Source organism: Sporolactobacillus shoreicorticis, from assembly GCF_024125445.1.
GTDB lineage: Bacteria > Bacillota > Bacilli > Bacillales > Sporolactobacillaceae > Sporolactobacillus > Sporolactobacillus shoreicorticis.
This window is the reverse complement of the sequence record NZ_JAMXWM010000009.1, coordinates 47,630-73,062: the sequence shown is the minus strand read 5'-3', so window position 1 is coordinate 73,062 and position 25,433 is coordinate 47,630. Positions and strand designations below refer to the sequence as shown.

Genomic DNA, 25,433 nt, shown 5'->3' with positions numbered 1-25,433 from the left:
AATAAGAAATCTTTGAAAGGAGGTGAGAACATGAATACGAATGTGAGCGATATTAAAGCTGAAAAGTCAGAGACACTGCCTGCAGCGAAAAAAAAGAATAAGAACGCTAAAAATACAAAGCATTCTTTTCTATCAATCATGCAGCTTGTGCAGCAAGCCGGAGCAGCTATGGTCAGCGGTACAGCAGCACAGCCTGCTTCTTCAGATGCAGAACTTAATAACAGTAAATCTTTATTATCTCAAAAATCTTCAGCAGCAAAAAATACGCAAAAAATGAATCACGTATTGGAGCCCGCAGCGACGAAAATAAAAAGTGCAGAGAAGAAAACAGTGGTGCACGGTTTGGCAAAGGAAGATATAATTGGAAAAGTTGGCTTCGATCATAAAAATAATGATTTTCAGAAAGCCCAAGCACTGATTCCGAGCCCTAAGCCAAACCACATTCATCGAACAAGCAAAAATAGCGATGCATTGTTAATGATTCATACCGCAAATACAAAACAGGGGCAAACTAAGACAGACCTCAACAGTGACACGCACTTAAACATTAATCGGCTGAGATCGGGAACTGCTGAACAGCAAACTATGCATGATTCCTTAGCTAAAGGGCAACAGAACGCTGAAACAGCAACACTAAATAAGACAAGGCTGCTTTTACAGCCACATGTCAACCAGTTAAACAATCATGCTAAAAATGAAAGGGATTCGGTCACCAGTCAACGAATGCTGCTGGGCGGTCAAGAAAAAGAATTTTCCGGTGACTATAATCAGAGCTCATCGAAAAAAGTGAATGCAAAAGATTCACCAGCACAGACAGATCATTCAAAAATACAAATCGGGTTGGAAAATCATCGTGCAGCAACAGGACAAATGAGTAAATTGGAACTGTGGACAGCTTTTCAATCTGGAAAAAATGTAGAAAGTCAAGGATCTGTACATGAACAAGTCGCAAATCATCTCAGCGAATGGCTTGGAAAGGCATCGTTTAAGCTGGAAAAAAACGGTACACAGTCTTTTACAGTCACACTGTATCCTGAACATCTTGGTAAACTGGTTATCTCTGTCGGTCGCGGAGAGCAAGGCTTAACGGCCCAATTAACCGCCGAAACACAAAGAGCGAAAGATTTGCTGGAAAGCGGACTTGGCCAACTGAAGCATGACTGTGCAGGCCGAGGCATTACTTTGACACAGATTGATGTCAATCGGCAGCTTTATCAACCTTCTTCCGACAGTTCGTCAAGCCAGGGACAGCAGCAAGGCTCGTCCCGACAGGGAAATCCGCAGGAGGAAAATCAGGACCAGCATAAGCAAAGCCATCGCATGGACACGGAAGCAGAGCAGAATGACCATTCGTTTCTTGAATTCATGACGGGAGGAGGGATTTGAAATGGGCAGTGATATAACAGTAAACTCAGGAACAGCAGCAACGAATACGCAATCGTCGACATCGAGTGTGAATGGAGCTCTTGATAAAAATTCTTTTTTAAAACTTCTGATTGCGCAGTTGACGAATCAAGATCCGACATCACCAATGGATACATCGCAATTTGTTTCACAGATGGCGGAATTTACGACACTTGAACAGACACAGAACATGAGCGATGCGATCGATAAGCTGGTGGCGACCCAGTCGAATCAATCATTATCTGAACAAGCGTCAATGATTGGCAAACAGATTAGCTGGAATGAAACGATCATAGATAGCGATGGAAATTCGTCCACTCATTCATTAAGCGGAATTGTACAGTCAGTAACCTTGAAAAACGGTTCTGTTTTATACGTGACAAGCGATGGAAATCAAGTTAATCCGGATTCGATTTCGGAGATCAGTAATGCAGCAGAAGGCGTTCAGGGTGACTAAAATAAATGCTTTTACCTATAGTCCATTCCCGATTTCTGCTTCGGTTCGCGGAAAGCCAGCAGTTGATGAAAAACCAAAACAGGAGAACGCAAATCAAACATTTTCGAAAAGTCTCGAAACCGAATGTGAACGATTACCTGTAAAGCTGTCAAAGCATGCGCGTGAACGTATGAATCTACGAAATATTCAAATCTCATCGTCTGAATGGCAGCTTATCCATTCCAAAATGCAGGAAGCGAGAAAAATGGGGATCAATGATTCACTCGTTTTGACAAAGGACGCGGCTCTAGTAGTGAACACATCGAATCAGACTGTGATTACAGCAATGGGTCTTGATGAAGCAGGCACTCGAATTTTTTCAAACATTAACGGAACAATCGTCATTAATCAATAAGGCAGCCGGACCTTTTTAAGGAGAGCTGAGACTGTGGAATGACAGAAGCAGTCAAATAAAAAAGGAGGAATTTCATTATGCTATTACGCTCATTAGGATCAGGTGTTTCAGGGTTAAAAAACTTCCAAACATATCTGGATGTTATCGGAAATAACATTTCCAATGTCAGCACTACTGGTTTTAAAAAAGGTCGCGTTAATTTTCAGGATACGTTCAGTCAGTCAATGCAAGGAGCGGAAGCGACACGTAATGCAATACAAATAGGAAATGGATCACAGACCTCTGCAATTGACAATATTGTTACAGGTGGTCCGATCAATTCAACAGGAAACCCTTATGATCTTGCTATTAGCGGAGAAGGATATTTTAAAGTTCAGGATGCATCGGGAGCTATCTATTATACTAGAGCTGGTGACTTTCATCTGACTGATGCTAAAGAATTGGTAAATTCCCAGGGACTCCGTTTACTTGGCACAGGGAATACACCCATTCCTGCCATACCAGATGATGTACAATCTTTTACGATTGCGAAGGACGGTACAATTACAATATTGCATGATGATAATACGACGACTACGCTCGCACAGTTGGAATTAGCAGCATTTAATAATCCTGCAGGTCTTGAAAAAGCTGGAAATTCCTTATATAAACAATCAAGTGCTTCTGGGGCACCGATTGGTATAAATAATACGTCGACACCGGCGTTAGGGGCATCAACCTATATTCAGCAATCTGCCCTTGAGTCGTCCAACGTCGACCTGACTGATGAAATGACTGCCCTTATCGAAGCGCAGCGTGCGTACCAAGCGAACGCGCGTACAATAACGACAGCTGACCAGATCCTTCAAGAATTAGTACAATTGAAACGATAAATAAATGAAGGAGATGATGCGCTGGGCTCTTTTTTGCCCGGCACATTTTGTTACGAGGATGATTCAGTTAACTCATTTTAACAACCAGCCGTTTATGCTCAATCCTTTTTTAATTGAGCAAGTGGAATCTTTGCCCGATACGACCATAACGCTGACTAATGGAAAGAAGCTCATTGTCAGAGAATCCCCGGAAGAAGTCAGCCGGATCATGATGGTTTTTCTAAAGCAAATTTCACTAGTATCGGGCTTGTCTGCGGAAGAAGGTGTACGTAAATGTTCAAAAGCCGAGGAATGAATATCCTTTTTATCTTTATGGTTCTGGTGATCATCGGAACGGTTGCGACTTTCTTTATTATGTCGAATACGGGTCACAGCGAGGAAGCTGGGAAAGACCCGGATATTGATGAGATTGTGAAAAATCTAACCGTTGCAACTGGAGAAATCACGACGAACATAAAAGGAGATCACTTTATTAAACTCGATTTTAACATTCAAGTTTCAAGTAAAGAAACGAAAGAGGAACTCGAAAAGCGGTCTTTTCAAGTGAAAAATGCAGTTATTTATACGGTGTCTGGAATGACTCCGGATGATTTGCAGGATCAGCAAGGTATATCAAATTTAGAAAATATGGTTAAAAAGAGAATTAATGGTTTCCTTAAGAATGGTACGGTGACACATGTATATACAACTGAAAAGATTGTGCAATGATCTTAGCCAAAGGCGGAGGTGGTGAAGAAACATGGCCGATATACTTTCACAATCTGAGATTGACGCACTGCTTTCCGCACTCTCAACAGGAGAAATGAATGCAGAAGAACTAAAGGATGAAGAGAAAAAATCAAAAGTCCGTGTCTATGATTTTAAGCGTGCACTTCGCTTTTCGAAGGATCAAATCCGGAGTTTGACACGGATTCATGAGAATTATGCGCGATTGCTCACTTCATTTTTTTCTGCACAATTGAGGACCTATGTTCAAATATCCGTTGCATCGGTTGATCAATTGCCATATGAGGAATTCATTCGCTCAATACCCTCAGCGACAGTCTTGAATATTATTGAGGCACCGCCGCTTGAAGGGCACTTGATTATTGAAGTGAACCCGAACATTGCCTATGCAATGCTCGATCGTCTGCTTGGCGGCAGTGGTGAGAGCATGAATAAAATCGAGAATTTAACAGAAATTGAAACGGATTTAATGAAAGGATTATTTGAAGGCAGTCTGCCTGCTCTAAAAGAAGCATGGACTTCTGTCGAACATGATATTAATCCCTTTCTTGTTGAACTAGAGACAAATCCACAATTTCTTCAGCTCGTTTCGCCAAATGAAACGGTGATTGTTATTTCGCTGTCTGCAATGATCGGAAAATCGAGCGGTATGATTAATCTCTGTCTGCCCCATGTGGTGTTGGAACCGATCATTCCAAAATTATCGATGCACTATTGGATGAACGAAAAGAAGAATGACGCTACGACGGATGAGTACCGGGCAATGAAAAAAAGTGTTGAGCATTCATATGTCAATGTAACTGCTAAACTAGGTCAATCGCAAATAACAGTAAATGAGCTATTGCATTTGAGTATCGGGGACGTCATCAAACTGGATCAGCATTTGGAGCAGCCAATCGTTATTGAGGTCGGCAGTCTCCCGAAGTTTACTGCCCAGGCGGGGAAACGCGAGAAACGAATTGCTGTCCAAATAATAAAAAAATTAACAGAGGAGGATGACGTCGATGAGTGACGGACAACTTTCACAAGAAGAAATTGATGCTCTTCTTGGGAAACAACCAGAATCGGATTCAGGATCATCCAAAGATGATGATCGGTCTGAACAGGAAAATGAAAAAGCAAAAGATGATATGTCTGATTTAGACGAAGATGTACTTGGTGAGATCGGAAATATCTCATTTGGCAGTGCAGCAACCGCACTCTCCACCATTTTAAACAAGAAAGTCGAAATTACGACACCGAAAGTGCATTTGGTCAATCGAAATAACCTTTCGGAGGAGTTTCCGGTTCCCCATGTTTCTGTGCTTGTCAATTATACGGATGGCTTTCAGGGGTCATGCATGCTTGTCATTAAAACTCATGATGCAAGCGTCATTGCCAACTTAATGATGGGGGGAGACGGAACGAATATTGCTGATCAAATCAGTGATATGGAAATGAGTGCGGTGCAGGAAGCGATGAATCAGATGATGGGTTCGTCATCGACCGCAATGTCGACTGTTTTTAATCGGCGAATTGATATATCGCCGCCGAAGCTGAGTCTGATGGATGTGAAAGCAAAGCAGGGAATCGATTATATTCCAAAAGATGAGACCATGTTTGAAATTTCATTTCAGCTGAAAATCGGAGATCTAGTCGATTCACACATTATGCAATTAATTCCGATTAACTTTGGCAAACAACTTGTTAATTCATTGATTACAGAAACAGGCGGACAAATTTCTTCCGGGCAATCAGAAACGGATATGCAGTCTATGGATGGGGCTCAGGGTAAGAATGATGCAGATGTTCCTTCACATAATGAAGCTGCTGCAACATTAGCACCGGAAGCAGCGGCTCATCAGGCTATTAATAACCGCGCGGTACCTAAGGAAGATGTTCATCCGGTTCAATTTTCCGATTTTGACGAAGATGTTCCTTCTCAAGATCAAACAATGCCCAGAAACATGAACCTGCTTTTGGACATACCTCTTGATGTTAGTGTTGAACTTGGACATACCAAGAAAACAATTAAAGAGGTATTAGAACTTGGTCCGGGATCAATTATTGAACTGGATAAGCTTGCAGGTGAAGCAATTGATATTTTGGTCAATCAAAAATATATCGCAAAAGGCGAAGTTGTTGTCGTTGATGAAAACTTCGGCATTCGGATTACGGAGATTCTTGATCAAAGTGATCGGTTGAAAAATCTGTAAGCAGTCTTATAAAAGTTAACTCGTTTTTTTCTGACCGATTCGCTCAGACGATTGGTCGGATTATTATATTTCATATGAAGGTAACTGGAGGGATTGGCGTGGCAGGACGCATACTTGTTGTTGATGACGCTGCTTTTATGAGAATGATGTTGAAAGATATTTTGACAAAAAATGGTTATGAGGTTTGCGGCGAGGGCGCAAATGGTAATGAAGCAGTAGCAAAATATGAGGAATATAAACCTGATTTAGTCACTCTTGATATAACGATGCCTGAAATGGACGGAATTAATGCGCTGAAAAAAATTAAGAGTATTGATCCGAATTGCAAAGTAATTATGTGCTCTGCTATGGGACAACAATCCATGGTTATTGATGCCATTCAGGCAGGAGCAAAGGATTTTATTGTTAAACCATTTCAACCGGACCGTGTTATCGAGGCAATTAAGAAAGCGATTGGATGAGTATCTGTGAAGAAGTCTCATTGGTTTAAAGTGATTATTGCGCTTTTCATTCTTATATTTTTCTGCGTCGGCCACAGCTCTGTTTCTTATGCGGATTCTGAGAATGGCACCGTTAAGGATTGGATTGAAAACGGACAAAAAGCGCAAAAAACATCGCCGAACAGCAGCGACACTCAAAAAACAAAATCAGTGACCGGTACCAGTACGAATTTATTCGTTACTTTTATTAAATTATTTTTTGCTTTACTGATCGTACTCGCACTGATTTACTTGCTGTATCATTTCGTCGCGAAGCGTTCAGGAAGATTTGCTCAAGTCGCAGCTCTGAAAAACATGGGCGGCGTCTCGCTGGGCACCAATCGTTCCTTGCAATTGGTTCGTGTCGGAGATGAAATTCTTGTCGTCGGTGTGGGCGAAACGGTTCAACTGCTCAAAGAAATTAAGGACCCGGAAGTCATTGAAGCACTGACTCAGAAATCAGACGCTCCAGATCCCTTTGAAGAGAATGTGATGAAGGCTTTAAAATGGACGACGGATCACGCACTTCGCCGCTCGACTGCGAGGAAGAGGGAACAAGAAAAACCACCAATGACCGGCAACCAGCTTTTTCATCAGCAGCTGATTTTGGCAAATAAAGAACGTTCCAAGAAATTAAGTGCTCTGATTCGGGAGGTCGTGAAAAAATGAACAGTATACCCGGTATATCCGCTGATTTTTTCACGAGTCAGCCGCAGGATGTTGCAACAACCTTACAGCTGCTGCTTGTATTGACCGTGCTTTCGCTTGCTCCGGCCATTTTGGTGCTCATGACCTGTTTTACGAGGATCATTATTGTCCTTTCCTTTGTCCGGACATCGCTTTCGACCCAGCAGATGCCGCCGAATCAGGTTCTTGTTGGCCTGGCGCTGTTTCTAACTTTTTTTGTGATGGCTCCTGTTTACGGACAAATCAATACTGATGCGGTGCAGCCTTACATGAAGAAAGAGATTACGCAACAGCAGGCACTGACAAGAGCCCAGATACCCATAAAGGAATTTATGGCAAAAGAGACACGGGAAAAAGATCTGCAGCTGTTCCTTGACTATGGAAAGTATAAGCAGCCGAAAAAGGTAAGTTCCATCCCGCTTACCGCATTGGTTCCAGCTTTTACAATCAGTGAATTGAAAACGGCTTTTCAAATGGGCTTTATGATTTTCATTCCTTTTTTGGTCATTGATATGGTAGTGGCAAGTATTTTGATGGCAATGGGTATGATGATGCTCCCGCCGGTCATGATTTCGCTGCCCTTTAAAATTCTTCTCTTTATCATGGTAGATGGCTGGTATCTGATCGTCGAATCATTGCTTAAGAGTTTTTGAGAAAGGTGAGGTACGATGAGTTCTGAAATGATCCTGTCCATTGCCGATCAAAGCGTTATGGCGATATTAATGATCGGCGGCCCGATTCTCGTTCTTTCACTTGTGGTTGGCCTGATTGTCAGTATTTTTCAGGCGGCAACTCAGATTCAGGAGCAGACACTGGCATTCATACCGAAAATTGTTTCAGTGCTGTTTGGATTAATTTTGTTCGGGCCATGGATGCTTTCAAAAATGCTTGCATTCGCTCAAAATATTTTTGCAAATCTACCGAATTTTATTCGATAGAAAAGGAATTGAGAAGCCTTGTCACTAGTTAATGCGATCCCATTATTTCTGTTAATTTTAGCGCGAATGACAAGTTTTATTGTTACGATGCCTATTTTCTCATATCGGACGGTTCCCGCACCGGTGAAAATCGGGCTTGCAGCGGCACTCGCATTGCTGGTGGATGTGACTCTGCTTAACAGCCAGTCTGTTCCTCTTGACGGACGCTACGTTTTGCTTTTGATGAAAGAGATCCTTGTCGGTTTGACCATGGGATTTGTTGCCGGGATCATTACCTATGCCGTACAGCTTGCCGGAGCATTTATTGATATGCAGATCGGATTTGCGATTGCGAACGTGATCAGTCCTGAAAGCGGAGTACCGACACCATTGACCGGTCAGTTTCTTTATGTACTGCAGTTGCTTTTCTTTCTTGGCGTTAATGCGCATCATATGCTGATCAATGGTGTTCTCTACAGCTTTCAATTGATACGAGTGAACGAGCTTGGTGTTGCGTTTGACAGCGGCTCCACCGCTGAATTTGTTGCTCGTGTCACAGCACAAATGTTTCTGATTTCAGCACAGCTCGCAATACCTGTTGTCGGATGCCTTTTTCTTGTTGATGTGGCCGTTGGACTAGTCGCGCGGACTGTGCCGCAAATCAATGTATTTGTTGTTGGTCTGCCGCTTAAACTGCTTGTCGGTTTTGCTGTGATGCTGGTTGTTTTTCCATCGCTGATCGGCCTGTTTCAAATTATTTTTGAATCCATGACGTCAATATTCAGTGATTTTATGCGCCTTTTAGGGAGTTAGATGGATGACGAAGCTGCGCTACTCAGTAGACCTGCAATACTTCGCAGGTGAAAAAACGGAAAAAGCAACGCCGCATAAACGTGAAGAGGGCAGGAAAAAGGGACAGGTTTTTAAAAGTGCTGATTTGTGTACGGCTGTCAGTATGCTTGCTATCTTTTTATATTTTCGCTTTGCCGGTGGCGGAGTCATTGAACAGCTTGCGAAAATGATGGGGCAGTTCTTTAATGTAAATTTGGATATGTCCGTAACTGAGCAGAATGTGCACAAGATGTTCTCCGATCTTTCGATTCAAGTGTTGAAATTGCTTCTGCCGACTCTTATCATTGCCTTGGTTGTCGGTGCGGCATCGCAAATTTTTCAAGTAGGCTTTCTTTTTCTGCCGGATTCATTGATGTTTAAATCAGAACGAATCAGCTTGCTTAAAGGACTTAAACGAACCTATTCGTTGCGTGCGATTGTCGAACTACTAAAATCAATGCTCAAGATTATCTTCGTTGGAATGATCACATTTGTCATTCTTTGGATGAATCGTCAATCAATTGCCCAATCTGCCAGTCAGCCGCTCACAGAAAGTGTTCGTACTTTGTCGCAGATCATGCTGAACATGGGTATTGCTGTTTCAATTGCGCTGATTGCGCTGTCTCTGCTTGATTATCTTTACCAAAAATATGATTATGAGAAGAACATGCGCATGTCGAAACAAGATATTAAGGATGAATTCAAAACCATTGAAGGAAATCCGCAAATCAAATCAAAGATTAAAGAACGGCAAAAGCAGATGGCACTCAACCGTATGATGCAGGAAGTGCCGAACGCAGATGTCATTATTACCAATCCGACACATTTTGCCGTTGCACTGCAGTATGACGCGAAAGAAATGAACGCGCCGAAAGTGATCGCAAAAGGAGCGGATCTTATCGCTCTTCGGATCAAGGAAATAGCCAAAGAAAATCAGATTGTTATTGTTGAAAAAAAGCCGCTTGCACGGGCGCTTTACCATCATCTTGAGATCGGCGACAGCATACCTGAGGAATTTTTCAAAGCGGTTGCTGAGATTCTTGCCTATGTATACCGTTTAAAAGGCAAAGCCTGATCGGAAAGGAGGAAATCGATGAAAACGAGAGATTATATTGTGATGATTGGTGTTGTATTAATTGTGATGATGCTGATTATTCCACTGCCGGCATCTTTACTGAGCTTCTTGATCATCATAAATATTTCGCTTGCTCTTGTTGTTCTTCTTGTCACACTTAATGTAACGGAATCTCTCGATTTCTCGGTATTTCCTTCACTGCTGTTGATTATGACTCTGTTCCGAATCGCACTTAATGTGTCAACGACCCGCTTAATCCTTACTGAAGGTGATGCCGGCCGTGTTATCGAAGCGTTCGGGCAATTTGTTGTTGAAGGAAATATTATTGTCGGTCTTGTCGTTTTCCTGATCCTGATTATTGTTCAGTTCATCGTTATCACGAAAGGTGCTGAACGTGTGGCTGAGGTAGCTGCTCGTTTTACCTTAGACGCCATGCCGGGAAAGCAGATGAGTATTGATGCCGACATGAACGCAGGACTGATAAACGATCAAGAAGCTAAGCGGCGGCGAGAAAAAATAACACGCGAAGCCGACTTTTACGGGGCGATGGACGGAGCGAGCAAATTTGTTAAGGGTGATGCCATTGCCAGCATGATCATTGTAGCTATTAATCTGATTGTCGGTATGATCATCGGTGTTATGCAGCAAGGAATGAGTCTTGCCGACGCGGCACAGAACTTCAGCCTGTTGTCGGTGGGTGATGGAATCGTCAGCCAGATACCTGCTTTGCTGATTTCAACAGCCACGGGTATTATTGTGACGCGTTCATCATCTGAGAACAACATGGGTAAAGAAGTATCAGACCAGCTCCTGTCCTACCCGATCATGCTGATTATTGCCGGCTGCGTCATTTTTATTTTAGGACTGACACCGATCGGTCTGTTAGCTACGCTTCCGATCGCATTAGTTCTCGTTGTTTCTGGTCTGCTTATTCGCAGACGTAGAGGCAATGTCGCGCAGGATGCGGCTGCGGAAGAGGACAAAAAAGCTGAGGAAACATTTAAAAGTCAAGAAAACGTGATGAACCTTTTACATATGGATCCTGTTGAATTTGAATTTGGTTATGCACTTGTGCCTCTTGCCGATAGTTCACAGGGTGGGGATTTACTTGATCGAATCGTCATGATCAGGCGTCAATTGGCGCTGGAACTCGGGTTTGTGCTGCCGGTTGTTCGAATTCGCGATAACATACAGCTTGAACCAAACAGTTATCGAATAAAAATCAACGGGAGCGAAGTTGCTAAGGGCGAACTACTTCCGGATCACTATTTAGCGATGAGCCCGGGGATTGACGATGAGTCAATCAAGGGGGTTGAGACTTTGGAGCCTGCTTTTGGGCTTAAAGCACTTTGGATTGATGAACAGACGAAAGAGCAGGCAGAGTTGGCAGGTTATACGGTGGTTGATCCTCCGTCTGTTGTATCAACTCATTTGACTGAAATCATGAGAAAACATGCATATGAACTTGTCGGGCGGCAGGAAACACAGCAGCTTGTTGATCATTTAAAAGAGCAGTATCCGGCTCTGGTCGATGCCGTGGTACCGGATCCTTTAACTGTTGGTGATGTACAAAAAGTATTGGTTAATCTCTTGAAGGAAAACCTTTCAATTCGAAATTTGCCGATTATCTTTGAGACGCTGGCGGATTATGGACAGATGACTAAAGAGACAGGCTTGCTGACAGAGTATGTCCGTCAGTCATTGTCGCGACAAATTACAGAACAGTTTACAAATCCGGGAGAAACGCTCAAGGTTCTGACACTAAGTCCCGACTTGGAACGGAAAGTATCTGATTCCGTACAGAAAACAGAGCATGGAAATTTTCTTGCTTTAGATGGACCGACGACATCGCAATTACTCAAGAATCTGTCTGCTTCTATTGAAAAATGGACGGACTTGGAAAGTGATCCCGTTATACTCTGTTCACCGGCAGTACGTATGTATGTCCGTCAGTTAACCGAACGGTATTTTCCTAATGTTCGGGTTCTATCTTACAACGAATTAGAGACGAATGTTGAAGTTCAAAGCATTGGGGTGCTGAGCGCAGCATGAAAATGAAAAAGATTATTGCACCAACGATGGCTCAAGCAATTGAAAAAGTAAAACAGGAATTGGGAAGCGATGCGGTTATTTTCCATACAAAAAAAGTGACCACAGGTAAATTTTTCAATTTGTTCAAAAAAGAGAATGTCGAGGTTTTGGCCGCCAGTGATGCTGAAATGGATATGCAGATTAATAAACCGAGCAAAATAACCGATGTAAGAGATAAGGAAGTCATGGCGCACCACCATTCACCGGCCGATAGCGGAATGCCATTTAGACGCGTAAATAAAAAAGTGGATCGTTTTTTTTCGGCACCAGTTTTCGTTGAAGAATTACGCGGCAAGCTTTTAGAGCAGGGTGTACTGAACCATGATCTAGACGCATTGACACAGGTTTTGATCAAAAAATGGTATCAAAGTGACGAGCGAATGACCCGAGAAGAAATGGTTCAGGTTTTAAAAGGGCAGCTAATCCAAAATCTTGATCCAACGCGTTTTCAAGCATCTGTGCTTCATGATCGCTATATTATGCTCGTTGGGCCGACCGGCGTCGGCAAGACGACAACCTTGGCCAAACTTGCGAGTCGCGCAGTCTTGGATGAAGGGAAAAAAATAGCTTTTATTACTACGGATACGTACAGAATCGCCGCTATTGATCAATTAAAGATGTATGCCAATATTCTCGGCGTGCCTATTGAAATTGCCTACACAGATGGCGATTTTCATCAGTTGATGCAAAAACTTGCTCACTTTGATCAGATTTTTATTGACACTGCGGGCCGTAACTTTAAGAAGGGCGCTTATATAAACGAATTAATTCGCTTGATTCATGATGAATCTCAAATCGGCATGTTTTTAGTCCTTTCAGCAACGATGAAATGTGAGGATATGAACATGGTGATCGAGCAGTTTGACTCATTGCATCTTTCACATTTAATTCTCACTAAAATGGATGAGACTTTATCTTATGGGTCAGTAATCAGTATGCTTTTGAAACATCGGCAGTTAACTGTTTCATACATAACAAACGGGCAAGATGTACCTGATGATTTAAGCAATCCTAATCTTCGAGAATTGATTAATCAGTTATTGGGTGATTCAAATGGTGAATGATCAGGCGGAAAAATTAAGAATGCGCATTTCCCAAGAAAAAGATACATCACAGACCGGGCTAATCATTGGTGTTGCAAGCGGCAAAGGCGGAGTTGGAAAGTCCGTTTTTTGTGTCAATTTTGCCTTGGCACTTGGTGAATTGAATAAAAAAGTTTTGATTATTGATCTGGATGTCGGGATGGGAAATATCGAACAGTTAATCGATAAGAATGCAAGAAATAATGTTGTAAACGCAATAAAGAGCAAGTTGCCGTTTCAGGATGTTCAGATGGTCGTGACACCAAATCTTTCATTCATCGCGGGTGGTACTGGACTTTCCAGCCTGTTTCATATGAATCAAAATTATTTGTATTTTTTTTTAGAACAGCTTGATCAAATGAAACGACAATTTGATTTCATTCTATTGGATTTTGGTGCAGGTGCATCAACGGATATGCTTCATTTTATGCTTGCGGTAAATCGTCTGATTTTAATCACGACGCCTGAACCGCCGGCTATGGCAGACAGCTATTCATTGATGAAAATGGTGTATGCTCTGAAGAAAGATTTGGAGATTTCCTGTGTTGTTAATCAAATCTTTAATCGCAGGGAAGGCATTGATGCATGGAAACGATTGTCGTCGGTTGCTGACCGGTTTTTAGGTACTTCACCGACTTGGCTTGCTTCTTTACCAAGAGATCATGATCTTCTGATGTCCGTGCGAAAACAGATTCCGTGTATGCTCAGCAGGCCGCGCGCTCGCTATTGTATTCATATGAGACTGCTTGCTCGTTCCTTTCTCGCTCAGTGTATGGGACAGGTAAGTCATCGAAAAACGGCAACATTCACGGATAAAGTCAGAAAATATTTTGGGCTGCTAGGGAGGAACGGGCGATGAATCCGATCAAAGTGCTCGTTGTTGATGATTCAGCATTTATGCGGCAAACGATTAAGGCAATGATTGAAGAGGATTCTATGCTGCAAGTGGTAGCAGTTGCCAGGGACGGCAAGGATGCCCTTGAGAAATTATTCCGCTATCATCCTGATGTGATCACACTTGATATCATTCTGCCGGGAGATAAAGACGGTCTTGGGGTTTTAAATGACATTATGGGGCTGCAGCCTACACCGACGATTATGGTCAGCGGTGCCTCGGATGAGAACGCAAATTATGTCATTGAAGCGATGAGCAGAGGCGCTTTTGACTTTATATTTAAGCCGTCTGGGAAACGTTCTGATTTGGAACATATTGAACATGAGCTGCAGGCGAAAATCAGACAGGCGGCAGTATCAAAAATTAGAGTGGAAGAGCCCATACGAACGAAGAACGAATTAGAGGTATCGCAACAAAATTTGTTAATCAATTCATTAAACAGCTCTCCCATTGTACTCATTGGTACTTCTACCGGCGGACCGAAGGCATTGCAGTCTGTTGTTCCTAAATTAAGCAGCAGCCTACCCGCGCCGATTCTCATTGTTCAGCATATGCCGCCTCGATTTACAAAATCACTCGCTGAACGGCTCAATCAAATGTCGCCTCTTTCTGTAACTGAGGCAGCAGAAGGAGAGTTGCTTAAAAATGGACACGCTTATATTGCACCCGGCGGCTTGCATATGCTGATTGAAGAGGATGAGCGTATGCGTCTTAAAGTTCGTCTTTCAGAATCACCGCCAGTAAATGGTGTACGGCCGTCTATAGATGTTACACTGCAATCACTCGCGGCATTGCGTGGTTATTCTTATGTTGTCTCAATACTTACCGGAATGGGTAAAGACGGTGCAAAAGGCTTTACCGAATTATGTGCCACAGGAAATTATGTGCACGCCATCGCTGAGTCCGAAGAGACCTGTACAGTGTTTGGCATGCCAAAGGCAATGATTGAGACTGGACAAGTGAATGAAATTCAGCCTCTATACCATATTTCCGAAGCGATCTGCAGTCAATTCGGATTACAGGGAGATGAATAATCATGGACATGAGTCAATATTTAGGCGTGTTTCTTGACGAGGCAAGAGAACATTTGCAAAATCTGAATGATAAGTTGATGACGCTGGAGCAAAATGCGGATGATCCTGAACTGATTAACAGTATTTTCAGATCTGCACATACATTAAAAGGAAGCTCCGGACAAATGGGCTTTCAAAACATGATGGAACTGACGCACATCATGGAAAATGTATTCGACGCACTTCGTCATCAGAACATTAGTGTCAATTCAGAGATGATCGATGTTCTTTTTGAAGGAATGGACCATCTGGAAGCAATGGCGGACTCGATTGAACAGACAGGCAGTGATACATGTGATGTAGCCGCTACCGTTCGGAAACTTCAGGCCATCACTTCGGGAGACCAAACCAGTTCGGACCAAGCAGAAAAGAAAACAAAACCGAAAAATGCCAATGCGTCTATCCATGGCGAAACGATAAAGCTAACGGATTATGAAAAAGATGTGATTTCACAAGTTCAGGCGCAAGAAATGCATGTATTTGAAACCGTTATTTCATTAAATAAGGATTGTGTGCTCAAAGCAGCAAGGGCATTAATGATTTCCAATGCTGTAGAAGAGATTGGAACGATCATCGGCACAAGACCCTCGACAGAAGAAATTGAGAAAGAAGCATTTGACCAACAGTTGGTCTTTCTAATCGCAACGGATGCCGAAGAGCAACAGGTCCTGGAAAAAATAAACGGAGTTTCTGAGATTGCAAAAGCAACTGTGACGCCTATAACTACTGTAGGAGAAAAACAGCCGGTTGAACAGGGGCCACAGGCGCAGGAGATTGGTTCGAAGAAGCAGAAAAAACAAATGCCGATACCTAATAAATCCGCGAGTGGACATCAACCGGTAGCTGTGGCTAAAACGATTCGCGTGAATCTCGACCGAATTGACCAGCTGTTGAATCTATTTGAAGAGTTGATCATCGATCGCGGACGACTTGAAAAAATTTCCTCCGAAATTGACAACACAGATCTAAAGGGTACAGTAAGCACAATTAAACGTGTTTCAAATCAGCTTCAGGAAACCATTCTCAATTTGCGTATGGAGCCGATTGAACAGGTGTTTAACCGTTTTCCAAGAATGGTTCGCAGTCTTTCTAAAGAGCTTAATAAAAAGGTTAATTTTGTTATAAAGGGCGCTGAAACCGAGCTGGATCGCACCGTGATCGAAGAATTGGGCGACCCGCTTATGCATATGATTCGAAATTCAATGGATCACGGCATTGAAACGCCTGAAGTTAGGAAAGAAAAAGGAAAAGATCCGCAAGGAACACTGTCACTCAGCGCTTTCTACAGCGGAAATCATGTCTTTGTGGAAATTGAGGATGACGGCGCAGGTATAAATCGGGAAAAGGTACTTTCCAAGGCAATTGAGAAAAATGTCGTTACCGAAGAAGCGGCAAAGAAGCTGACCGATAAAGATGTTTACCATCTGCTCTTTGCTTCCGGTTTTAGCACCGCAGACAAAATTTCCGACATTTCAGGTCGCGGCGTAGGTCTTGACGTGGTTGAAAGCAAGATCCACTCATTAAGTGGAACGGTTGAAGTGGATTCTGCACCAGGCCGCGGATCAAAATTTACGGTAAAATTGCCGTTGACTTTATCAATTATCAATGCGCTTCTCGTGCAGTGCTGCAATGAAGTTTACGCTGTTCCCATCTCCTCAATTGCTGAGACTGCGCTAACACGCAATATTGAAATGCTGACGATTCACGATCGGAACGTGATGCAGTACCATGAACAAATTGTGCCTCTCGTTAATCTTAAGGATTATTTATCCATTCATTCTGAAATTAAGGACGGCAGTCAAGAGGACGAAAATGGAAATTCATCCGTGGTTATGGTTCATCATGACGGCAAGCATGTCGCATTGATTGCAGATAAATTGCTTGGCTATCAAGATATTGTTGTGAAGCCGCTCGGCAAGTATTTAAAGAAAGTACCGGGATTCTCGGGCGCGACGATACTCGGCGACGGCAAGGTTGCCTTGATTATTGATTGCCAGGTAATGATCACGAAACAGAAAAAACAATATCTGAAAGAACAAGCTTGAGGAGGGTGTCACATGGCAGATCAGGAAGAAAATATGAAGGTTATACTATTTGAAATGAATTCTGAAACGTATGGAGTGCCAGTAGAACAAGTGTTGTCCATTGAAAAAGTAGATAACATTACTCGCCTCCCCAAAGCTGCCCCGTTTATTGAAGGCGTGATGAATTTACGAGGATTAATTATACCTGTTGTCGATGTTCGTCAGCGTTTTCAAATGGGCGATTCGGAATTAACAAATGAAAGCCGGATCATTGTCGTTGACGTGGAAGAAATGAACGTCGGACTTCTTGTAGACGCTTCTAAAGAAGTTCTTGATATTGAAACAAGTAAAATTGAAAAAGCTCCAGAAATGATTGGAGGGCCATCTGCAAACTATTTAAATGGCGTTGCCCAAATTGGGGAAGACAGACTGCTCCTTCTTCTAAATCTTAATCAAGTGCTTAATCAGGATGATGTTGCAGATCTGCAGAAAATAGAGGGTTGACCTCATGCACAACCTAAATGAATTGCGTACCGTACATCTTGATTTGCTCAAAGAGTCCGGAAATATCGGTGCTGCGCATGCTGCTTCTTCTTTATCGGTTTTACTGAATAAACCGATTGATATGCGCATACCTTCCGTTCACGTAATGCCTATTGCGGGATTAATTGATGCAGATGCTGAAAAACATGTTGCAGCATCCTACATTCAAGTAGATGGCGGACTCAGAGGATTCTTTTTCATGATGTTTACTGTTGATCAGGCGAACACGCTAATTGCAGAATTGGTTCCCGGAAGCAATGTAGTTGACGATGCCATGGGCAAATCAGCATTTTGCGAAATCAGCAATATTCTTTGTGGCTCTTACTTGTCAGCTTTGTCAGCTTTTCTCGGTGTTCCTCTCACGCAGTCGCCACCGATCTATGCAGTGGACATGGCGGGAGCAATTTTGAGCGAGGGTCTGGTGGAACTGTCTCTTTATGATGAATCGGCATTGCTCATTGATGCTGTTCTCTTTGATCGACAGAAAGGAAACAGGCTGAATGGTGAATTTTTATTCCTGCCCTTTCCCGATTCTCTGGATGTGATTTTCTCCATTGCAGAAGGGAAGTATTCCAAGTGATTCATGTCGGTCTATCTGAAATTAAATTCGCTGAATGTCCGGAAACATTGAAAACACTTGGATTAGGATCATGTGTCGGGGTTGTGATTTACCATGATCAGAAGCAAATTGCCGGAATGGCTCATGTCATGCTGCCTGATTCATCGCTTGCCCGAACAACAACATATCCGCTTGGAAAATACGCGGATACTGCTGTTCCGGCATTATTAAAAAAAATGACGGAGTATTATGATTGCCCTGTTTCTCAGTTAAAGGCAAAAATTGCCGGTGGTGCAGAGATGTTTAAGACGACGAGAATGGCCCCATTGGGAAGTATAGGAAGCAGAAATGTGGAAGCAGTAAAGAATCAGTTATGCGCCCATCATATTCCGGTAGTTGCAGAGGAAACGGGTGCTGATTATGGACGAACTGTTGAATTTTTGACGGAAACCTGCAACTTGACGATTCATGCTATATTTAAGGGGAAAAGTATCATTTAGCCAAGTAAAGGAGGGAAGGCAATTGGGAAAATCCGAAACCATGGAATCAAAGTATTGGGACCGCTGGGTTCAGTCCCATGATGCAGAGGCTGCAAATTGTCTTCTTGAACTCTATATGCCCCTCGTCAATTACCACGTGCAGCGGATTGGATCTGGACTGCCGCGAAATATCGATCGTGGCGAACTCCAAAGCTTCGGATTACTTGGCCTTTACGATGCTTTGGAAAAATTTGATCGTCAGAGAGATTTAAAATTTGATACGTACGCATCATTTCGAATTCGCGGAGCAATTTTAGATGGATTGCGCAAAGAGGACTGGATGCCACGATCAACACGTGAGAAAAGCAAAAAAATTGAAAAGGCAGCGGAACAAATCGAGCAAGAAAAAATGCGCTCTGCCAAACTTGAAGAGGTAGCCGATGTTTGCGGCCTGTCTCCAGAAGAAGTATCTCAGGTTTTATCAGAAAGTCTGCTCTCAAATTTGCTTTCACTTGATGACGGATCATCAGGAAAAGGCGGTGAATTCCCATCATCCTCAATTGAGGATAATCATGCAGTACTTCCGGAAAAACGCTTGGTGGATCAGGAGAATCGAGCACAGCTTGCTAAAGAAATTGATAAACTCAGTGAGAAAGAACGGTTAGTTGTCTCTCTTTTCTACTTTGAAGAGCTTACGCTAACTGAAATTGGACAGATATTAAATCTCTCGACTTCACGCATCTCGCAAATTCATAGCAAAGCGCTTTTTAAACTACGCCAATATCTCAGTGCCAATGAAATGAGAATTACATAATAAAGCGAGGTGAATGCATTGTCAGCTTTTTGGATTACACTTAATTTTGTCGTGTTGCTTTTAGCCCTGTATCTCATTTTGAATCTTTATCAAAGAATTAGAATTCTGCAACATGATCTGTCATCGCGAAACAGTGAAGAAGCGGAGAAGTACTTTGCCGAACACATTGAAGCAGTTCGTATGGAAAATGAGCAATTTCTTTCAGAGGTAAGGGCACTATTGATGGAACAGACAACGGAGCGAACAAACGTATTGAAACCGAAACGTAGACGAAAAGCAGGTTCTGAAGCAAAAACGGCTGCACCGAAAACGAATGAATCGGGGGCGGAGGAATCAGATCATTCGTTTGCCGAAACGCTTAATAACGCTGAATTGGTGCAATCTACGGAAGAATCGGTGAGCAGAAAAGCAGACGCATCTGTTCCTTTTAAGGGCAATACCGAGGGATGGGTGCCTCCAACCGAGGATATTCAGGATCAAATCGAAGAATCCCCATATCTGAAAGCAATAAAATTAAAAAATAAAGGTTATACAGTTACGGAAATTGCTAAAGCGATGAATCGTGGAACCGGCGAGATTGAACTGTTGCTTAAATTACAAGGAAAAGTTCAATTCTAATCTTGCTATGTTGTTTGGAGTATGATATAGTTACGTTTGGTGTCAATCACACACGTTTGTTAATTTATGCGCGGGTGCTGGAGCGATTCAGCCGCACACGAAAATGATGCAGGCGGAGGAATAAAACCATATTAGGAGGAACTTTTTTCATGTCAGTTATTTCAATGAAACAATTACTTGAGTCCGGCGTGCATTTCGGTCATCAGACCCGCCGTTGGAACCCAAAAATGAAGCCGTATATTTTTACGGAAAGAAATGGTATCTACATCATTGATTTGCAGAAAACGGTTAAGAAAGTTGAAGAGGCCTATAATTTCGTTAGAGATATTGCTGCTGACGGCGGAAAGATTCTGTTTGTCGGAACAAAAAAGCAAGCCCAGGATTCTGTTAAAGCTGAAGCTGAACGTTCCGGTCAATTTTTTGTGAATCAACGTTGGCTGGGCGGCACGCTGACCAACTTTGAAACAATTCGTAAGAGAATCAGACGTCTGAAAGATATTGAAAAAATGGAAGCAGACGGCACTTTTGATGTACTGCCGAAGAAAGAAGTCGTCGGATTAAAGAAGGAATGGGCGCGTCTCGAAAAATTCTTGGGTGGTATTAAAGATATGGAGAGCATTCCGCAAGCGCTTTTTGTCATTGATCCGCGCAAGGAACGCATTGCGATTGCCGAAGCACATAAATTGAATATTCCGATCATCGCGATCGTTGATACAAACTGCGATCCGGATGAAATCGACGTTATCATTCCAGGAAATGACGACGCGATTCGTGCTGTGAAACTGTTGACGGGTAAGATGGCAGATGCAGTTTTGGAAGCAAACCAAGGCGAAGAAACAGAAGAAGCCGCTGCTGAGCCAGTACCGGCTGAGACTGTTGCTGAGGAACCGGTTAAAGCAGAATAATTTGAGGTTAAAGCATTTATTGGGGTGATAAGGGGCTAGCCCTTTATCACTCTTTTCACGAAAACTTAGGAAAGATAAAAAGGAGGATTCTCATTGGCTGCAATTAGTGCAAAACAAGTAAAAGAATTACGTGAACTGACAGGCGCAGGAATTATGGATTGCAAACGTGCGCTTGCTGATGCAGAAGGTGATATTAAGAAAGCGATCGATGTGCTCCGTGAGAAGGGTATGGCTAAGGCTGCAAAAAAATCCGGCCGTATTGCTGCCGAAGGATTAACAGAGATTAAAATAGACGGTAATAAAGCTGTTGCTCTTGAAGTGAATTCTGAAACAGACTTTGTTGCGAAAAATGCAGAGTTTAAGGCACTTATTGATGCGCTTGCTCAGCATTTGCTAGATAATGAGCCTGCTACTGTAGAAGAAGCGCTTACTCAGAAGATGACAGCAGGGGAAACCGTTGCCGATACGATTACGGCTGCCATATCCAAAATCGGTGAAAAAATTTCTTTGCGACGCTTTTCAATTGTAGAAAAAACCAATGCTGAAGTATTCGGTTCTTATCTGCATATGGGGGGGCGCATCGCAGCCTTGACGAAGCTGTCAGGTGCTGATGAGGCCGTTGCAAAAGATATTGCTATGCATGTGGCCGCCATTCGCCCACAATATCTGAAGGAAGATGAAATTCCGTCTGATGTTGTTGCTCATGAAAAAGAAGTGCTGACACAGGAAGCACTTGGCGAAGGAAAACCGGCTAATATCGTCGAAAAAATGGTTGTCGGCAGATTAAAAAAATTCTTCAAAGAAATTTGCCTTGTTGATCAACCGTTTGTTAAAGACGGTGACGTCACTGTGAAGGATTATTTGAAGAGCAAGAATGCCGACGTTCTTGCTTTTGTGCGTTATGAAGTAGGTGAAGGTATCGAAAAGAAGGAAGATAACTTCGTTGATGAAGTGAAAGCACAAATGAAACAGTAATTGCGCCTGTAAGGTGAATGTTGAAAGACGATAAATAATAACCGTCAAATAGCCGTTTTACGGTTTTCAACACCCGGTGAAACAGAGCAAGGAATGACAATGGGGCACGGGTCACGTGTCCCATTTTTTACACAAATAAGAAAGTATAGTTAAATTTAGTGTGAGTGGCCCAGCGAACTAAGGAGCTTTCGCTAAGCACGCGTGCGTCCTGTATGCAACGCGAAAGTGACTGCGTCGTGGGAAGTACTCCCTGTGATGAACCGGATACTAGGTCCTCCGTAGCTGTTGCGACGGCGACTTTACCATTACCGAAGACTTGAAAGTCAAGTCTTCTAAAAATAGTCAATGAGAGGTGCAATGGAGCATGCCGGAAAAGGCGAAATATAAGCGGGTCATTTTGAAACTGAGTGGAGAAGCGCTTGCTGGTGCAAACGGTTTTGGCATTGAACCAAGCATTATCCGTTCGATTACAAAGCAAGTCAAGGATGTAGTTGAACTGGGCGTTGAAGTAGCTATTGTTTGCGGTGCCGGAAACATTTGGAGAGGCAAGGCAGGCAGTGAAATGGGTATGGATCGCGCGCAGGCGGACTATATGGGGATGCTTGCTACCGTCCTCAATGCACTCGCACTTCAAGATTGTCTTGAGGGCATCGGGGTGGAAACACGTGTTCAGACATCAATTGAAATGAGGCAAGTAGCCGAACCCTATATTCGCAGAAGAGCGATTCGCCACTTGGAAAAGGGGCGTGTCGTTATCTTTGCTGCCGGTACAGGCAATCCTTATTTCTCGACAGATACCACAGCTGCTCTGCGCGCTGCAGAAATTGAAGCCGATGTGATTTTAATGGCAAAAAATAACGTGGACGGCGTGTATTCTGCTGACCCAAAAGTTGATAAAACTGCGAAAAAATATAAAGAAATTTCATACCTGCGTGTTCTTAATGAAGGACTCCAGGTTATGGATTCCACTGCTTCTTCACTGAGTATGGATAACGATATTCCTCTGATTGTCTTTTCACTTTCTGAAGAAGGAAATATCAAACGTGCCGTTTTGGGAGAAGACATCGGCACTGTCGTAAAGGGGCGATAATCAATGACTCAGTCGGAACTTTTTAAGAATGCTGAAGATCGTATGGAGAAAGCAGTTAAAGCTTTTCAGCGTGAGCTGGTCACTGTTCGTGCAGGCAGGGCGAATCCGTCGCTGCTCAATAAAGTAACTGTTGACTATTACGGAGCTGAAACGCCGCTGAATCAAGTGGCCTCAATTACAGTTCCAGAAGCACGTTTGCTGCTCGTACAGCCATATGATCGTACAGCTCTGTCGAATATTGAAAAAGGGATCATGAAATCAGATCTCGGCATTACGCCGACAAATGACGGCAATGTGATCAGAATTGCTATTCCTCCATTAACTGAAGAAAGACGAGCGGAACTCGTAAAGCTTGTACGCAAGATGGCTGAAGAGGCCAAGATCGCGATTCGCAACGTTCGACGTGATGCGAATGATCAAATTAAGAAAATGGCGAAAAACAATGAACTGACCAAAGATGATGTAAGGGAAGCCGAAGACGATGTTCAAAAATTGACCAATGATACAATCAAGACGATTGATCAAGTTGCATCGGAAAAAGAAAAAGAAATGATGGACATTTAAGGCAAGAAATAAACCAAACTGACACCATATAACAGGTTCAAGATGTATCGTTTGTTTTTTATAAACTGCGTCTGAACGTTCAGTATCAGTAATGGGGGAAAATCAATGTTTGAGAAGTTTTCCTTACATAAGGGAAAAACGGAGAGTCCGCATCATGTGACGAAATCCGGCAGAGTGCCGGAGCACGTCGCGATCATCATGGACGGAAACGGACGTTGGGCAAAAAAAAGAGGACTGCCAAGAATTGCCGGACATCGCGAAGCAATGAAAACGATTAAAAGGATTACGAAAGAAGCGGATCGGCTTGGCGTGAAGGTTCTCACTCTTTTTGCTTTTTCAACAGAAAACTGGAAACGGCCAAAAGCAGAAGTGGAATTTTTGATGAAACTGCCACAACAATTTTTAACAACCTATTTGACTGAATTAGTCGAACAAAATGTTCAAGTTCAGGCAATGGGTGATCTGTCCCGTCTTCCGGCCTATACACTGCAAGCTGTCAAAAGTGCAATTGAGCGCACAGAAAACAACACCGGATTGATCTTGAATTTTGCGCTTAATTACGGCAGCCATGCTGAGATTGTTCATGCTGTCCAGAATATTATTCAAGAAGTGAGTGATCATCACCTCAGCCTTGAAGATGTAACCGAGCAGAAGATCGCGGAACACATGATGAGTCCTGCTCTGCCAGATCCTGATTTGTTAATCCGCACCGGAGGAGAAATCAGATTAAGCAATTTTATGCTCTGGCAGCTTGCCTATACGGAACTCTACTTTTCAGAAGAATTTTGGCCCGACTTTAACGAACGCAGTCTGCAAGAGGCTGTGCATGTATTTTCGGCGCGGCAGCGTAGGTTTGGCGGTTTAGCGGAAGGAAGCGAAGACAGTTGAAACAAAGAGTGATTACAGGGACTTTGGCGGGTGCTTTCTATCTTGCTTTGTTGTGGATCGGTTCCATTCCTTTTGCGCTTCTTGCAGCGGCAATAGCTGTAATCAGTTATCTTGAGCTTGCTGAAATGAATAAACTGTCCGCCTATTCGCCGGAAGTTCTTACCGGTGCATTAGCCGTGGCAGTCATTGTCTGCGGTGAGTGGATCTCTCCGACTATTTTTCATTTCATCTGGCCAAAGCTGATTGTATTTTTGGCGCTTTTGTTCGTAAGTTTTAACGTTGTGACTAAAAATCGTTTTTCATTTGCCCGATCTGCCTACCTGTTTCTTGCCGTTTTTTACATAAGTATTCCGTTCCAATTACTTGTCCGCATTCGTTTCGACAGTCTTGCCCTTGCCCTATTTGTTCAAATTATTATTTGGACAACGGACAGCGGAGCCTACTTTGTAGGACGCAAACTGGGCAAAAATAAACTTGCGCCATACATCAGTCCAAATAAAACTAGAGAAGGCTCGATTGGGGCAGTAATTGCCGCTTTACTTGTGGCGGCACTTTTTCAGCTGATTATTGGAAGTCATCTGCTATTCGGGTCATGGCTGATGTTATTTGCGGTTGCTTTGCTCATCTCATTATTCGGACAACTTGGTGATTTGGTGGAATCGGCGATTAAACGGTTCTATGATGTAAAGGATTCGGGTACGATTTTACCGGGTCATGGCGGCATGCTGGATCGATTTGACAGTTTGATCTTTGTACTTCCGTTACTCTATGTATTGGGATTTATTGGATGAGGAGG

The 25,433-nt window shown here is 42.9% G+C and carries 30 protein-coding genes; all 30 read left to right on the top strand.

Annotated elements, in window-relative coordinates; genetic code table 11:
* The first annotated feature begins 30 nt into the window (after positions 1-30).
* Complete coding sequence (locus tag NIE88_RS09425) at positions 31-1,386, top strand: flagellar hook-length control protein FliK (RefSeq protein WP_253061518.1); 1,356 nt, start codon at positions 31-33, stop codon at positions 1,384-1,386.
* A gap of 1 nt (position 1,387) precedes the next feature.
* Positions 1,388-1,861 (top strand): flagellar hook capping FlgD N-terminal domain-containing protein, encoded by a 474-nt coding sequence (locus NIE88_RS09420; RefSeq protein ID WP_253061516.1) that lies wholly within the window; start codon positions 1,388-1,390, stop codon positions 1,859-1,861.
* Positions 1,854-2,255, top strand: a complete 402-nt coding sequence (locus NIE88_RS09415) for a TIGR02530 family flagellar biosynthesis protein (protein ID WP_253061514.1) — start codon at positions 1,854-1,856, stop codon at positions 2,253-2,255. Before NIE88_RS09420 ends, NIE88_RS09415 begins: the two co-directional genes overlap by 8 nt.
* A gap of 77 nt (positions 2,256-2,332) precedes the next feature.
* Positions 2,333-3,127, top strand: a complete 795-nt coding sequence (locus NIE88_RS09410; RefSeq protein WP_253061512.1) for a flagellar hook-basal body complex protein — start codon at positions 2,333-2,335, stop codon at positions 3,125-3,127.
* Between the two features lie 58 nt (positions 3,128-3,185).
* Positions 3,186-3,422 carry a flagellar FlbD family protein gene (locus NIE88_RS09405; RefSeq protein WP_253061510.1) on the top strand — a complete coding sequence of 79 codons (237 nt, stop codon included), beginning with the start codon at positions 3,186-3,188 and terminating at the stop codon, positions 3,420-3,422.
* A complete protein-coding gene (gene fliL, locus NIE88_RS09400; protein ID WP_253061508.1) occupies positions 3,401-3,835 on the top strand; it encodes a flagellar basal body-associated protein FliL in 435 nt (144 codons plus the stop codon). Before NIE88_RS09405 ends, fliL begins: the two co-directional genes overlap by 22 nt.
* Positions 3,836-3,866: 31 nt before the next feature.
* Positions 3,867-4,865: a flagellar motor switch protein FliM gene (fliM, locus tag NIE88_RS09395; RefSeq protein WP_253061506.1), complete on the top strand. Its 999-nt coding sequence runs from the start codon at positions 3,867-3,869 to the stop codon at positions 4,863-4,865.
* Complete coding sequence (gene fliY, locus NIE88_RS09390; protein ID WP_253061504.1) at positions 4,858-6,048, top strand: flagellar motor switch phosphatase FliY; 1,191 nt, start codon at positions 4,858-4,860, stop codon at positions 6,046-6,048. The genes fliM and fliY overlap by 8 nt, the downstream gene beginning before the upstream one ends.
* Before the next feature lie 98 nt (positions 6,049-6,146).
* The gene (locus NIE88_RS09385) at positions 6,147-6,509 is read left to right on the top strand and encodes a response regulator (RefSeq protein WP_253061502.1); all 363 of its coding nucleotides are present in this window, start codon (positions 6,147-6,149) and stop codon (positions 6,507-6,509) included.
* A gap of 6 nt (positions 6,510-6,515) precedes the next feature.
* The gene (locus tag NIE88_RS22605; protein WP_253061500.1) at positions 6,516-7,196 is read left to right on the top strand and encodes a flagellar biosynthetic protein FliO; all 681 of its coding nucleotides are present in this window, start codon (positions 6,516-6,518) and stop codon (positions 7,194-7,196) included.
* Positions 7,193-7,867 carry a flagellar type III secretion system pore protein FliP gene (gene fliP, locus NIE88_RS09375; RefSeq protein WP_253061498.1) on the top strand — a complete coding sequence of 225 codons (675 nt, stop codon included), beginning with the start codon at positions 7,193-7,195 and terminating at the stop codon, positions 7,865-7,867. The genes NIE88_RS22605 and fliP overlap by 4 nt, the downstream gene beginning before the upstream one ends.
* Before the next feature lie 15 nt (positions 7,868-7,882).
* Complete coding sequence (gene fliQ, locus NIE88_RS09370) at positions 7,883-8,152, top strand: flagellar biosynthesis protein FliQ (RefSeq protein ID WP_253061496.1); 270 nt, start codon at positions 7,883-7,885, stop codon at positions 8,150-8,152.
* 18 nt (positions 8,153-8,170) lie between these two features.
* A complete protein-coding gene (gene fliR, locus NIE88_RS09365) occupies positions 8,171-8,944 on the top strand; it encodes a flagellar biosynthetic protein FliR (protein WP_253061494.1) in 774 nt (257 codons plus the stop codon).
* A 4-nt stretch (positions 8,945-8,948) separates the two neighbouring features.
* Positions 8,949-10,037, top strand: a complete 1,089-nt coding sequence (flhB, locus tag NIE88_RS09360; protein WP_253061492.1) for a flagellar biosynthesis protein FlhB — start codon at positions 8,949-8,951, stop codon at positions 10,035-10,037.
* 18 nt (positions 10,038-10,055) lie between these two features.
* Positions 10,056-12,089: a flagellar biosynthesis protein FlhA gene (gene flhA / locus NIE88_RS09355; RefSeq protein WP_253061490.1), complete on the top strand. Its 2,034-nt coding sequence runs from the start codon at positions 10,056-10,058 to the stop codon at positions 12,087-12,089.
* A complete protein-coding gene (locus tag NIE88_RS09350) occupies positions 12,086-13,192 on the top strand; it encodes a flagellar biosynthesis protein FlhF (RefSeq protein ID WP_253061488.1) in 1,107 nt (368 codons plus the stop codon). The genes flhA and NIE88_RS09350 overlap by 4 nt, the downstream gene beginning before the upstream one ends.
* Complete coding sequence (locus NIE88_RS09345) at positions 13,182-14,069, top strand: P-loop NTPase (protein WP_253061486.1); 888 nt, start codon at positions 13,182-13,184, stop codon at positions 14,067-14,069. The genes NIE88_RS09350 and NIE88_RS09345 overlap by 11 nt, the downstream gene beginning before the upstream one ends.
* Complete coding sequence (locus NIE88_RS09340) at positions 14,066-15,139, top strand: protein-glutamate methylesterase/protein-glutamine glutaminase (RefSeq protein WP_253061484.1); 1,074 nt, start codon at positions 14,066-14,068, stop codon at positions 15,137-15,139. Before NIE88_RS09345 ends, NIE88_RS09340 begins: the two co-directional genes overlap by 4 nt.
* Positions 15,140-15,141: 2 nt before the next feature.
* A complete protein-coding gene (locus tag NIE88_RS09335) occupies positions 15,142-17,223 on the top strand; it encodes a chemotaxis protein CheA (RefSeq protein ID WP_253061482.1) in 2,082 nt (693 codons plus the stop codon).
* 12 nt (positions 17,224-17,235) lie between these two features.
* A complete protein-coding gene (locus tag NIE88_RS09330; protein WP_253061480.1) occupies positions 17,236-17,706 on the top strand; it encodes a chemotaxis protein CheW in 471 nt (156 codons plus the stop codon).
* A 4-nt stretch (positions 17,707-17,710) separates the two neighbouring features.
* Positions 17,711-18,325, top strand: a complete 615-nt coding sequence (locus tag NIE88_RS09325) for a chemotaxis protein CheC (protein WP_253061478.1) — start codon at positions 17,711-17,713, stop codon at positions 18,323-18,325.
* The gene (locus tag NIE88_RS09320) at positions 18,322-18,804 is read left to right on the top strand and encodes a chemotaxis protein CheD (protein WP_253061476.1); all 483 of its coding nucleotides are present in this window, start codon (positions 18,322-18,324) and stop codon (positions 18,802-18,804) included. Before NIE88_RS09325 ends, NIE88_RS09320 begins: the two co-directional genes overlap by 4 nt.
* Positions 18,805-18,844: 40 nt before the next feature.
* Positions 18,845-19,597, top strand: a complete 753-nt coding sequence (locus tag NIE88_RS09315) for a FliA/WhiG family RNA polymerase sigma factor (protein WP_253061633.1) — start codon at positions 18,845-18,847, stop codon at positions 19,595-19,597.
* An 18-nt stretch (positions 19,598-19,615) separates the two neighbouring features.
* A complete protein-coding gene (locus NIE88_RS09310; protein WP_253061474.1) occupies positions 19,616-20,215 on the top strand; it encodes a hypothetical protein in 600 nt (199 codons plus the stop codon).
* A gap of 149 nt (positions 20,216-20,364) precedes the next feature.
* Positions 20,365-21,120, top strand: a complete 756-nt coding sequence (gene rpsB, locus NIE88_RS09305; RefSeq protein WP_253061472.1) for a 30S ribosomal protein S2 — start codon at positions 20,365-20,367, stop codon at positions 21,118-21,120.
* A 93-nt stretch (positions 21,121-21,213) separates the two neighbouring features.
* Complete coding sequence (tsf, locus tag NIE88_RS09300; RefSeq protein ID WP_290446394.1) at positions 21,214-22,095, top strand: translation elongation factor Ts; 882 nt, start codon at positions 21,214-21,216, stop codon at positions 22,093-22,095.
* Positions 22,096-22,459: 364 nt separating this feature from the next.
* Positions 22,460-23,185 carry a UMP kinase gene (gene pyrH / locus NIE88_RS09295; protein ID WP_253061470.1) on the top strand — a complete coding sequence of 242 codons (726 nt, stop codon included), beginning with the start codon at positions 22,460-22,462 and terminating at the stop codon, positions 23,183-23,185.
* 3 nt (positions 23,186-23,188) lie between these two features.
* The gene (frr, locus tag NIE88_RS09290; RefSeq protein ID WP_253061468.1) at positions 23,189-23,749 is read left to right on the top strand and encodes a ribosome recycling factor; all 561 of its coding nucleotides are present in this window, start codon (positions 23,189-23,191) and stop codon (positions 23,747-23,749) included.
* A 105-nt stretch (positions 23,750-23,854) separates the two neighbouring features.
* Positions 23,855-24,637 carry an undecaprenyl pyrophosphate synthase gene (gene uppS / locus NIE88_RS09285; RefSeq protein WP_253061466.1) on the top strand — a complete coding sequence of 261 codons (783 nt, stop codon included), beginning with the start codon at positions 23,855-23,857 and terminating at the stop codon, positions 24,635-24,637.
* Entirely contained in the window at positions 24,634-25,428 is a 795-nt protein-coding gene (locus tag NIE88_RS09280) for a phosphatidate cytidylyltransferase (RefSeq protein WP_253061464.1), read from the top strand. Before uppS ends, NIE88_RS09280 begins: the two co-directional genes overlap by 4 nt.
* Positions 25,429-25,433: the final 5 nt, after the last annotated feature.